Consider the following 13,947-nt stretch of genomic DNA (forward strand, 5'->3'; position numbering starts at 1 on the left):
TTAAAACTCCATGACTTCAGTTTCTTCAGTCTCTTTAGTCTCTTGTGACTGTTGTTGTATTGTTGTCGCTTTGATAAGCGTCACGATCGCGCTGACGGTGGGATTGGCAAATAACGAGGCTATGGGCAGGTCCACCTCAAAGGTTTGCTTGAGCTGAACCAAAAGCTTAGTGACCATGATCGAATCCGCCCCTTGCATAATCAGGTTATCTTCAGGCTCTAAGCTGTCGAGTTCGAGCAGCCCGCAGCAAATCTGCTGCACGCTGCGGACAAGGGGGTCGGCGGCAAGCTGGTGCTCCGGGGAGGTTTCCGCCCCGAATTCAATGACAGGCAAAGCCGCCAGATCTACTTTGCCGTTGCGTCCTAAGGGTAGAGAGTCCAACACCTGCCAAAACGCAGGCACCATATATTCGGGCAAGCTGGCCGCCAGCACTTGCTGCACTTGGCTGCTATCTAGTTGTTCGCCCGAGGTAACATAGGCTGCAAGGTGCTTGCGCCGTTTTACATCTTCAATCACCACCACTTTCGCCGCACTGATCCCGGGGTACTGCAGCAAGTAATATTCGATTTCTTCCAGTTCGATGCGGTATCCACGGATCTTCACCTGGTTATCTTCCCGGCCTAGGAATTGAATATTTCCGTCGGGCAAATAGCGTCCCTTGTCGCCGGTTTTATATAACTTTTGGTCGTAGCGTGGTGAATCGATAAAGTGATATTCGGTTTTTTGCCTGTCCTGCCAGTAGCCCCGGGCAAGCCCCTCGCCAGTAATATAGAGATCCCCTTTTACCCAGTCAGGACAAAAATCCATGTTTTCGTTCAGTACCAGGTAGCCCTGGTTGGCCAAAGGCTTACCATAGGGGATGCTGCTCCAGGCCGGATCTACCACCTCTATGGGGTAGAAGATCGACCAGATCGACGCTTCGGTTGCACCGCCCAGGCTGATGAGTTGCATCTCGGGACACAAGTCCCGCAAGGTAGCGGCCATGGCGACATTGATCCAGTCACCGCTCAGCATGCTTAAACGCAGGCTTTCGGGAAAATGGTGGCCGCTGCTGTATTCCACCAGCATCTGCATCAGGGCCGGTACGCTGTTCCAGATAGTCACCTGGTGCTGCTCGATATAATGCAGCCAGCGGCCCGGATCGCGGTTTTCATCATCCCTCGGTAAAACCAGCTTGCCGCCGGCCGCCAGGACGCCAAAAATATCGTACACCGACAGGTCAAAGCTTAAGGCGGAAAGCCCGAGCACAGCATCTTCACAGGTCACCTGGAAGCGCTGATTGATATCTTCTATGGTATTGCGCGCCGCGCCATGGGTGATCACAACCCCCTTAGGTTTTCCGGTCGAACCTGAGGTGAAAATCACATAGGCTAGATCGTCAACAGTTAGCTGTGGATCTTTAAGTACAGGCGCTTCGCTGCGCTGCAAGTCACAGCCGGAAAGGGACAGCTGATTGTAGTTATCCAGTCCGGCAATTGCCTCCTCGACGATAATGTGGCTTGCCAGCCCTTCCTGTAAAAGTTGCTCGCAGCGTTGCTGGGGCAAATTGGCATCCACGGGCAAATAGGCCCCTCCGGCAAGCTGCACCGCCAGCACGGCCACTACCTGCTGCCAGCTCTTGCGCATCACCACACCCACAAGCTCGCCTTTTGGCAGCGCCTGCTGCTGCAGCTGCTCAGCCAGCAGCCGGGCATATTGCAGCAACTCGCCATAGGTTAAGCTTGTCTGCCCCTGTACCACAGCCACCTTTTCAGGATGGCTCAGCGCACGTTCGACTATGCCCTGATGTAATAGCCCGCTCGGCAAGGATAAAGCCGTATCATTGGTCGCCTGCCGGCTTTGCAGTTGCGCCGTTGGCAACAATTTGTCCTGCGGCAAAAGCCCGAAATCACTGCCGTCGGCCATAAATATCAGCATGTCGTAATAACAGTTGAACATATCCGCCATCAAGTTTTCCGGGAACAGGTCGTCGACGCTGCTCCAGGTCAGGTACAGCTCGCCGTCCGATTCGGCCACGGCATGGTCGAGCCAGACCTGCGCCGTTCTGGCGACAGAAAAGTGCTCTTCAAGCTCCTGACTTGCCTGGCCTTCCATCCCCAGGGTACTGGTGAAGACCACCGGCATCAGGGCATCCTGGAAACTACCTTTTTGGCTGGCCAGGGCGCGCACCACCTCGATGCCGTTAAAATCTTTATGGTCGAGATCCTGCCAGAGACGCTTTTGCAGCTCCTGCATCAAGGTTGCCAGATCCGCCCCGGCATGCTCCACCGCCAACAGATTTACCGTAGTAAAGTCCCCCACTATATCCATCACCTGCTGGTGTACGGGGGCACGGTTAAATAAGGTCAGGTTGATGACAAAGCGCGCTTCTTCGCTCCATAAGCTTAAAACCTTGCTGTAACAGGCCAGCAGCAACCCGGTGGGCGATACCTGGTATTGCGCCGCCCTGTCTTTAAGCATTTGCCATGCCTGGCGATCGATTTTTTTCTTGCGGCTGACAAACGTTACCTCTGACAGCTGCTCCGGCTGTTTAACCAGAGGCAGGGCCGGGCGCAGCGGAAAATCGGCAAGGCGCTGCAGCCAGTAATCTTTGCTTTTCAGATAGGACGGGCTCTGCTTCATCGCCTGCTGATGCAGGACATAGTCCCTGAATGTCAGCGACAATGCCGGCAGTTGCACCTGGGGCTCTTCATAGAAACGGATAAATTCGCGTGATAAGATCAGTTCGCTCCAAGCATCGACAATCAGGGAATTCATGATCAAATGAAGCCGGTAGTCACTGTCGGACAATCGGGTAACTTTGACATCGAATAAAGGCCAGGTGGAGCTGTTTAGCTGTTTTGCCAGTATCAGCTCGCGGCGGCGGCTTAACTGCGCCGCCCTGTCCTGTTCGCTCAGGCATTTGACATCGAGCAAGTCGATATCAAATGCCGGTACCTCGGCCAGTATCTGCTGTTGATCACCGGCGAGCACCACCACACGCAACATGTCATGGCGGGTGATCAGCCGGTTCAGGGCGCTGCTAAAGGCATCAAGATCCAAATCGTGCCAATCGATTTCACGGTAGTTACTCGACAGTACCTGCCCCATTTCCATATTGTCTTCGCTGCCGAAACGGTAGGCATGCTGGATATCGGTTAGCGGGAATGGCTGGTGTGCGGCCTGCGGTTCTGATACAAACACTTGTTCATGACTGGCACTCTGGTGCTGGTGCTGGTGCTGGTGCTGGTGCTGGTGCTGGTGCTGGTGCTGGTGCTGGTGCTGGTGCTGGGCAATATATTCGGCCATGCCTGCAACGGTTGGCGATTCCAGCAGCGCCACCAGAGGCATATCGACACCAAAAGCTTTGCCGACTTTCAGCACCACCTCCGTGGCAAGAAGCGAGTGCCCTCCCAATGCAAAAAAGTTATCCTGTGCCGATACCGAGTCAACCCCGAGTACATGCTGCCAAATAGCCGATATTTGCCCCTCCTCGGCTGTCATGGCACAACTTGGATCAGTTTCGTTTTTCGCCAGCTGCAACGCCTTGGCCAGATCCAGTTTACCGTTGGCAGTGCGGGGAAACTCCTCTACCTGCAGGATACGGTTAGGCAGCATATAGGCAGGCAACTGCCCCGCCAGTGCTGCCTTTAAGCTTTCTTCGTCCAGCACCTGAGCGGCGCGGATCAAAGCAACCAGAATATCATCGCCGCTGGCGCTTGCCTGCGTGGTGATTTCAGCCTGTATCACCTGCGCTTGCTGCTCCAGGGCGTAGCGGATCTCGCCTAGCTCAATGCGATAGCCGCGGATCTGAACCTGCTCATCCAAACGCCCGGTATATACCCACAAACCGTCTTCATTGCGATAGCCTAAATCGCCGCTGCGGTAATGGCGCGTCTGGCCCCGAATGACAAACTTTTCATCGCTGAGTTCTGGTTTGCCCAGATAGCCATCGGCCAGGCCATGGCCGCTGAGCCATAACTCCCCGCAAAATGCCGGAGGCAATTGCCGCCCCAAGTGGTCGCAATTGAAGATGGCCATATCCGGCAGCGGATGGCCTATGATGCTCTGGTGCCGGGCGACATCCTCAGACAACACAGGGTAATAGCTGGCATGCACCGTCACTTCCGTGATTCCGTACATATTAATGAGCTGTACCTGCTCATTGCCCGCCGCATACCAAGGCTGTAATCTAGGCAATTCCAGTTTTTCACCGCCAAAGATAACTGTTCTCAGCGAGCTTGACGGTTGCGCCAGCAAATGTCCGATCAACGGATAAAATGCCGAAGGAGTTTGGTTTAAAATAGTGATCTGCTGCTCGGCAATGACTTTTGCCAGTAATCTCAGATCTCTGATGCTTTCAGTCTCGGGAATATAAACACGGCCGCCGAACAGTAGGGCTCCCCAAATTTCCCATACAGAGAAGTCAAAGGCAAAAGAGTGCAGCAGCAGCCAGCTGTCTTGCTGTTGGGGTTGTATCTCGTCCGGCAAGGTAGCGAACAAGGATACGACATTTTTATGGCGTACCTTGACCCCTTTGGGCTGTCCTGTGGTTCCTGAGGTATAGATCACATAGGTCAGATCTTCTGGCGAGATGTCATCTGCTGCAAACGGACCGGCTTCAGGTAGGTCATCGCTATACACCAGAGCTTGCACCGCAAATCCCGACAGCACTTCTTCTGAGGCGGCAATACAGAGCTGCATCTGGCTGTCGTCGATAATATATTGATTTCTGGAAGCCGGATTGGCACTGTCCAAAGGTACGTAACAGGCGCCGGTTTTTAATACCGCCAGCATAGCCACCACCTGGGGGATGCCTTTTTCCAGCATAATACCTACCGGCATCCCGGCTTTCGCGCCCCGGCGCTGCAACAGCCCGGCAAGCCTGTCCGACTGCTCATCCAGCTGGCGATATGTGAGGGTGGCAGCGGCATCTTGCACCGCCACCTGATCGCCAGCACTGGCGGCCACCTGCTTTTTAAACCAGGCAATCAGGTTGGCAGGAGCCCCAGCCGAAGGTAGCGGCTCGCTATGCCCGGCATCTGCGGTAAATGCCAGCTGCCCATAGGTGCACTCGGGCTGACCAATAAACTGCTCGATAACCGCCACTAACGCCTGGCCGATTGCCGCTGGCAGATGTCTAGCAAAAACTGCCTGATCAGTAAAAAGCGTAAACTGCCCCTGCCCCTGATAGGCCAGCAGTAATTCGTATTCTGCCCGGTAAGGGGATAAATGGGCCATCACTTGGCTATTGCCGTTGTCATTAAACAATAGGGCGGTATTTACCCGCTTGTGATCAACAAGCGACTGCCAGTTGCCAGCCCCGGGGGTAAAACATTCGATACCCCGGGCCAGATAAAGCTCTTGTAAGCTCATTGCCGGTTCAAACCGGGCCTGAAGCATTTCAGCATCTATGCAGCTGACGCTACGAGGGGAAGACGGCACGACCTGTCCCCGGTGACGGGCGAAAGCAACCTGATCTTGCCGTTGTAGTGCCACCAGCACGCAGGCATAGGCGGCTGAAATAACATCTTCCACCGGCAGCTGCTGTTGCTGACAAAGCGTATCCAAAGCCGTTAACGTTGAAGAGGTCAGCTGCCAGCATGTATTTGCTGAAGCTTCCCCTTGCTCGCGGCCATGGGAAACTTGCAAACAGCCCCCCAAAATCGCATCTGCCAGCATTTCTTCACGGGCATGATAATTTTTGCCCGGCTCAAGCAGCCAGTCCCGGATAAATTCTGCCAGTAGCTGCTCGGCGGCCTCTTCATTGCCGTCGGCAAGCGGCAGACGCCAGTTAAGCTGCTCAGCACCAGAATCCGACATCTGTACCTGTAGCAAATCCAGGTTACCGCACGTAGCTCCCGGCTGTTTAATCAGCTGCAGCGACAATTGCTCACTACGGTGAAGATACTCGCCGCTAAAGGCAATACCATGTCTTGCCTGGGCTTTATAGTCTGGGATGGCTGAAAGCGTCTCTTGGTGGGCGACGGCTTGCTTGCAAATGCCGCTTATGCCCCGCGCCAGGGCCGCATCTGATATATCCAGGTTAAGAGGTAAAAACCGCGCTAGCGGGCCGATCACATCGCTCAGCTCATCTTGCTGACGGCCATCGCTATAGTAACCTAAAGCCAGCTCCCCTTGTCCCAGCTGGCTGGCAAGAAAAGCGGACCAGCGCAGCAAAATCCACTCCTGCACCGACAGCTGCTGTTGTCTGGCAAGCTCACTGAGCTGCTGCGACTCCGAACGGAGTAATTCTTGGCTGACCCAAGCCGATTCTGTGATTGCGTTCCCTTGAGAGTGAGCCTTAATCAGCACATGAGATTGCCAAAAACTATTTTCATGTTCGGTTTCTTCGTGTAACCAGTCGCTGACATCAAGATAGGCCAGTTCATCTTCTGCACCGTCTACCGAAGGGGTTTGCAGCGCCGCCAAAAACCAGGCTTTAATACTGCCCGCATCGAGCAATAAGGGGCTTGCGGCAATCACAACACTGAAATGGCCCGCAGCCTTTTGCCAAAGACAAAGCCGCACCAGGGGGCCTTGCTCATAGTCCAGGCACCAGTTCTGAAAATCGGCTTTGACCCTGGCAAATTCATCTTCATCGGTGCAGAGCTTAATGTCGGCATTGCTCTGCTCACTGACATACTGGCAGGCCTGTGCCCCCGGCTGCACGGCAAACCGGGTGTGAAAAATTTCCTGGGAGCGGCACACCTGCTCTAATGCCGCAACCAGATCCAGGGCAGTGGACAGTACTGAGACAGCCAATTCGAAAACGTCGGTTTCATCGGCTTGCAGCAGCAGGCGGTTGTCCCAAACCTGTTGCTGTACGGGAGAAAGGGGATATCTTTGATTCACAATTGTTCTTATTCCAAATGACCTGAATTAGCTTGCTATTTGGCGTCGGCGGCGTGACTGCAACCGTTGTATACGGTTTTGCTGCGCCGCTTCCATTACTTGCTCCCGCTGCTGCACAAATGCAGAGCGAACCCGCTGTTTTATCGCTTGCAGCGGATCTGACGGCATTTCCAGCAAGTGCTCGATCAAAGCACTGAACTGTCCGGTCACTAGTTCAATGGTGGAGCGCTCAAATAAGGCCTGTTTAAAGGAGATCGAACCCTGAAGCTGGTGTTCAAATTCAATCAGGGTCAGTGACAGATCATATTTGGCCAGGGTTTCAGGTTCTCTCAGCTGCTGTACTGCCAGCCCTGCAAACTGTTGGGGCAGGCTGCGAATGCTTTCAAAGGAAAAAGCAACCTGGTAAATCGGCATATGGCTTGCTGTACGCTGCGGGCTGATGGCTTCAACCACACGTGAAAACGGAATATCCTGATGCCCGTAGGCATCTAAGGTCGTTGATTTGATCTGCTTGAGGAAATCCCGCCAGTCCAGCTCATCCGCCACCCGGCTACGAAGCACCACGGTATTGACGAAATAGCCCACCAGCTTTTCCAGTTCAGCGCTGGGACGGTTCGATACCGGAGACCCGATAACAATATCATCCTGCTCAGACCAGGCCGCCAGCAAGAGTTGCCAGGCCGCCAAAGTGAACATATAGGGGGTGATAGCCATTTCAGCACACACGGCTTTAAGCCTTGCCGACGCAGCTTCCGTCAAGGCGAAATCGATCGCCATGCCCTGATCTGACACTACGTCTGTCCTGGCTTTATCCCAGGGTAGCGGCATCAGATCGGCCAAGCCGTGGAGCTGCTCTTGCCAGTAACTCAACTGTCCATTGAGTTTGTCCTGATCAAAATGCTGTTTCATCCAATAGGCATAATCCGGGTACTGCACCGTCAGCGGCTCAAAAGCCAAGCTGCCGCCAGATGCCAGCTGCTGATAGTTTTCCATAAACTCGCCGATCAGCAGGCGGTTCGACCAGCCGTCCGAAATCAGGTGGTGGATCACATACATAAGAATATGGCGCTTGGGTGAGAGCTTTAATATCCCTAAACGCACAAGTGGTCCGGCAACCAAGTCAAAAGGCGCCGCCTTAAAGGCGTTCAACTCCTGCCATTGCCTTATTTGCAAGTCCTGTTCCGGCGTATCCGAAATATCGATCACCGGGATTGGAATCTCCAGCTCGGGATTAACGTTCAGGGTCAATTCGCCGCGCTCAAGCTCAAAAGTACATTTGAGTATTTCATGGCGTTCCACCAGGGCCTGCAAACTCAACTGCACATTGGCCAGGTTAAGGTCGCCGGTCAGTTCCACCCCAATCGCCATATGGTACATGGTACCGTCGGTATCTTTATGGACGGCAAACCACAACCCCTGCTGCAGCTCGGAGGCCGGCAGTTGCTGCTGGCGGCTGACGGGTTTAAGTGCAAGGGTGTCACTGCCCTGGCTTCCCCGGCTCATGTACTTAGCCAGCTGGCTGATGGTCGGGTTTTCAAATAATGCCTTCACCGTCAGTTCTATCTGCCAGCGCTCCTTGATCCGGTTCAGCATTTGCGCCGCCAGTAAAGAGCGTCCGCCCAATTCAAAGAAATTGCTGGTGACCCCCACCTGCTCCAGGTTGAGAATCTCTCGCCATAACTCCACCAGGTTAGACTCCAGCTCATTGGTGGGCGCGGTATATTCGTGGCGTTTTTGCACCTGGGCTTCCGGCACCGGCAGTTTGGCGACATCAATTTTACCGTTGGCGGTATAGGGCCAACGCTCCACCACTATATAGGTATCCGGCTGCATAAATTCCGGCAGATATTTGCGGGCCGTACGCTGCAAAGAAGGGATCAGCGCCAGGCTCTGCTCGCTTTGCAGTGGGTTGTTATGGCTCGCCTGCTTATTGCCTGTGTTAAGCGTCATTTCCCGGCGGCTGGCAAGGTGGCCGGCGTCGCTACGGCGTAGCTGCATACTGACCAGGTGCGGCGCCTGGGTATGATCCCAACTTAACGTCGCCGTGTAGCCGTTGGCCCGGACGGCATCAAGCAGGACACGGGTTTGCCCGTTAAACTCGCTTTCATGCACCGAGGCCAATTCCGACAGGAGCTTGTCCTGCCTGGCACCGGCAAGCAGCGCAGCAGACTTAAGATCCCGATCCAGCAAAGGATGGGGCAAAGCGTCAACCACTATAAGCTCCGGCTGGGTTTGGTCCAATTCAGCCACCACCTCGGCCACGGTAAAGACATCCTGTTGCCAGATCAGCCGACTTTCCTGCCCGGCAGCCTCGACTTCCCCCGTATGCAGGATCACATCGTAGCGGTATTTGCTCATTTCCGTGTGGGCCTGTTCGGCCTTGACCAGAATTTCTACCCGGGTCAGCTGCTCTAAGCCCAGTTCCTTGAAGAAGCTGGGATCTAACAGGAGTTCTCGCTCATGGGCTACGCGTTCGCTGATCCTGTGGCGTAACTGGATCAGGCGATCCCCCGGCCGGGCCTGGGCAAGTTCCACCGAAGAGCAAAACAGCTCATGCAGCTGATAGTGGCGCACATCGCCAACATATATTTTTCCACCCGGCTCCAGGTGCTCCAGGCCTTGCTGCAATACATCGCGCAGATAGTCGGCAGAGGGGAAATACTGGACCACAGAGTTCAGGATAATAGTGTCGAACTTACCGTCCACATGCGCCTGGAATTGATCGGCGGCACACTTATGCAGCGCGATCGAACTCGCCTTCTCTCCCAGGAATGCGCTATGTTTGCTGATAAAGTTCAGCCCGTTATCGGCAAAATCTACCCCGATATATCCGGCAACTTTCGGCGCTACACGGAACAGGATCAAGCCGGTGCCGACACCGATTTCCAGTATCCGGCTTTGTTCGTCATGAGGAATGCGGGCTACGGTATTGCAGATCCACTCCTGCATCAGAGGCAAGGGGTAAGCCTGGGCGGTATAGCTGCTCACCCAGCTGGCAAAGTTTTGGCTGGGATCTGTTTGCGCCTGGTTTTCAACAAAAGTTTCATTGTACAGCGCCTGCCAGCTGTCGACGCGCTCGACACTCAGTGCATTGTCGGTTTCGGCCAGCTCTTTGGAGGTGACATACCCCACCAGGCGCTCATTATGATTCTGATCTTTGCGCACTGCGGCAACGGCTTGTGATACCTGCTCGTTATTGAGCAGGGCTTCTTCGATATCCCCAAGTTCAATGCGGTAGCCCCTGAGTTTGACCTGGAAATCGCGGCGGCCGCAAAACTCCAGGGCGCCGTCATGACGGATGCGCATCAAATCGCCGGTGCGGTACAAACGCTGTCCGCCCGTTTCGCTAAAGGGGTCGGGAATATAGCGCTCGGCGGTTAAGCCTGCCTGTTCAAAGTAGCCCAGGGTGACCCCTTCGCCGCCGATATACAACTCACCTATCATGCCCTGCGGCACTACATTGAGGGCATCGTCGAGCAGATAAAACTGGGTATTGGCCAAAGGCTCGCCTATGATGCTGTCCCCGGCAATAATCTCGGTAACCGACGACCAGACTGTAGTTTCGGTTGGTCCGTACATATTGAATAAGCGGCCGCTAAAAACAGAGGCGATGGCGCGCAGCACCGCAGGCGACAGGTATTCGCCTCCCAGCATTAAACACTCCAGCTGCGCAAAAGCCTGTTCGGCCTTACCTTCGCTCATCATCAAATGGGCCAGTGAAGGCGTACTTTGCAGCCAGGTCACCTGCTCCTGGCGAATGACCTCGGAAAAGCTTTGCTGGGGCTCAGCCTTGGCAGTGTGCCTGGCCATTTTTACGTGCAGCTGCTGTAAGTTATCCAGGTGCTTAACTACGATTTGTGCGTCAACACCAAAGTCGATCAGGCTGGCAATTTCATCAACGCCGGCATTATATAAGTCCATCGCCAACTTAGCGCAATGCTCGACCGTACCGAACAGGGCATTGGTTCTGAAGTAACGCTCACACCCGGCTTCAAGCAGCTGTTCGGGATCGACATCCGTACCCCAGCCCTGTGCTTTGGCAAACGGCTTGAGCAGGCCGATAGAGCTGCGTAGGTATTCCTTAAACGGCGCCTTGGCGATAGCTTCCGCCGTTTCCATATCCTCACTGACAAAGGTATGCACCATCACAGAAACCCGGCCAGTGTTGGGATCTAACCCCGCCTCAGCCCGGGCATTGCGGTAAACCTGGATTTTTTCCGCCAGTTGCCGCGGCGACTGGCCGAGAATATGGGTCAGCAGGTTGGCCCCGGCCAAGCCGGCACGCCGGAAAGTTTCCGGGTTGCCCGCCGTAGTGATCCACACGGGAATTTCTGCCTGTACCGGCAAGGGGCGAATCTTGACTTCGTTTTGCTCGCCGTTGCCGGCCCGGCGCCAGTGGCCTTCGCCCCGCCAGAGGTTGCGGACGATGTCGAGACTCTTAAACATGATCTCATAGCGGTTGTCGTAGTTATCCGGGGCAAAGACAAAGTCGTTAAAATGCCAGCCGCAGGTGACCGCCAGACCGGCACGCCCCTGGGACAGGTTGTCCACCATAGACCAGTCTTCGGCGACATTAATGGGGTTATGCAGAGGCAGCACCACGCTGCCCGCACGCAGCTGCAGCTGCTTGGTTGCCAGAGACAGGGCCGCCGCCGCTATGGTAGGGTTGGGGAACTGTCCGCCGAATTCATGGAAATGCCGCTCCGGCACCCAGACGGCTTCAAAACCATGCTTATCGGCAAATTCTGCACCGGCTTTGAGCAGGCCATATTTGTCATGACCGGCGCGCTCAGGATCTGTGGCAAAATAATACAGGCTGAAGTTAAGTCCGCCCCCCTGCTCGCGCTCGGGCAGCTCGCTTTCAACCGTATCCAGCGCCCGGCGGTTCTGGCTTGGGTAAAGCACGACTTTCTGCCCGCGTGACAGGGTCCAGAAAAGCTCCAGTACGGAAATGTCGAAGGATACGCTGGTCACGGCAAGCAAGGCTTTTTGTTCGCCGTCAAGCGGCAGTTGCTGATCCAGGGCACTAAACAGGTTCACCACATTGCGGTGACTGACCACGACCCCTTTAGGTTTGCCGGTAGAGCCGGAGGTATAGATCAGGTAGGCCGGCAGATCCAAGGAGAGCGCAGGACGCACCAGCGGGTGCACCACCTCGCGCCTTGCGCTGTCGAGGGCCAGCACCGGCTGCTTATCGCCAAAGGGCAACAGCAAATCGTCAGAGGCCACGATCACTGCGGCCACCTGCGCATTGTCAGCAATATAGCTAAGACGTGACTCGGGATACTCGGGATCGAGCGGAATATAGGCCGCGCCGCAGGCCATCACCGCCAGCATGGCTACTACTAAATCTGTATTGCGCGGCAAATAGATGCCGACGCGGTCGCCCTTTTTGACCCCCGCCTGCTGCAGGTATTGGCTCATGCCCAGCACCTGCTGGCTTAATTCGCCATAGCTCAGGCGCTGATCCTGAAAAACCAGGGCCGGCGCATCCGGGCTCTGCTCTGCCTGCTGAAAAATTTGTTCGCAGACATCCGCCCCGTCAAGGGCCAAAGTCGCCCCCAGACGTGCTCCCCGGGTATCGTCCCCGGCCTGTACCAGCAAAGTGGCAATACTCGCCTGAGGCGTACTCAGGGCCGCACCGAGCAAGTTCAGATAAGATTGTGCGAAAACCTCGACGGTTTTTAATTCGAACAGATCGCTGTTGTATTCCCAGCCGCACCAGATACCATCGGCTTCGTCCTTGATATACAGGCTGAGATCAAATTTGGAAAACTTATGGTAGTGCTCCAGCTTATCCACTTTCAGCCCTTGGAGCTGTAACGGCGGGCTGGCGTTTTCAAAGGCAATAAAGATCTGGAACAGGGGATTATAGCTAAGCTCCCGCTCCGGGTTGATCGCTTCAACCAGCGATTCGAACGGGATATGCTGCGCGCTGTAGCTTTGTGAGATTTCCCGGGAGTGACGGGTCAGCAGCTCGCTGAAAGTCGCCTGAGCCGGCAGCTGGTGATTGAGCACCAGGGTATTGGCAAAAAAGCCCATCACTTTTTCCATGCTGCGATCGGTACGGTTGGCCACCGGCATACCAAATACCACATCTTCGCTGCGGCTAAAGCGGCCGATAAGGATGGCAAATACGGTTTCCATTAACGCAAACAGGGATACGTCGCGGCTGCCGGCAAAGCGGCGCAATTGCTCGCTCAGCTCGGGCGAAAGCCGCTGGCGGTGTAGCTCGCCATGGTATTTTTGCTCCGTCGGACGGGCTTTATCCAAAGGTATGCTGTGCAAGCGCGGCGCCTTTTCCAGCGCCTGCTTAAAGGTGTTGAGTTCGGCTTGCGCGGCTGCCGTGGCCATGGTTTTCTTTTGCTGAACCGCATAGTCGGCATATTGATAAGACAGCTGGGGCAGTACAGGCAAACGTTGCTCTTGTCCGGCATTGTAGAGCTCGCAAAACTCTTCGGTTAACAGGCCCAAAGACCAGCCGTCGCTGGCAATATGGTGCATAGTGATCAACAGGATATGCCGATCCTTGCTGCAACGGAGCAAACAGGCGCGAAGCATGAGATCTTTATCCAGCATAAACAAACGTTCGGCTTCTGCCGCTACCTGGCATTCTATCCGGCTCTCAAGCGCTTCACCGCTAAGATGGGAAAGATCCTGCACCGGCAAGCTAAACTCCACCTCGTCCCGGATAAACTGGCGCACCTCGCCGTCGGTTTCTATAAAGCAGGTTCTGAGGGTTTCGTGACGCCCGATAATGGTGTTAAAGGCCGACTCCGCCAGTTCAATATCCAGCTCCCCTTCTAACGCCAGCGCCAACGGCATATTGTAGGCCGAGGTGCCCTCTGCAAGCTGGTTTAAGAACCACAACCTCTGTTGGGAGAATGAAAGTTCGCAGCCCTGGTCGCGATCAACCCGCTCCATGGCCACCTTTTCCTGGTCGCCGGCGGCAGTTAAGAAGCTCAGCAGCTGCTCTTTGTTATTTTTAATCAGCTCGGCCCGCTCGGGCGTCAATGCACCGGGCTTGGATTTCGCCTTGAGCTTGCCGTCGCTTACAAATAGAAAAATTCCGCTCTCATTTAACTCATTCACTAAAGCTTGAACTTGCATATC

The 13,947-nt window shown here is 54.9% G+C and carries 2 protein-coding genes; both read right to left on the reverse strand.

The features are described from left to right. Positions 1 to 6,834 (reverse strand): non-ribosomal peptide synthetase, encoded by a 6,834-nt coding sequence (locus ACJJIQ_RS14205; protein ID WP_445362257.1) that lies wholly within the window; start codon positions 6,832 to 6,834, stop codon positions 1 to 3. Between the two features lie 27 nt (positions 6,835 to 6,861). Beyond that, complete coding sequence (locus ACJJIQ_RS14210; RefSeq protein ID WP_445362258.1) at positions 6,862 to 13,944, reverse strand: MupA/Atu3671 family FMN-dependent luciferase-like monooxygenase; 7,083 nt, start codon at positions 13,942 to 13,944, stop codon at positions 6,862 to 6,864. Positions 13,945 to 13,947 lie beyond the last annotated feature (3 nt).

The sequence above is a fragment of the Microbulbifer maximicatervae (SeqCode) genome (assembly GCF_052468295.1).

Coding starts and splice junctions, on each gene's coding strand:
- ACJJIQ_RS14210 (WP_445362258.1), bottom strand. CDS start 13,944: ATGCAAGTTCAAGCTTTAGTGAATGAGTTAAATGAGAGCGGAATTTTT.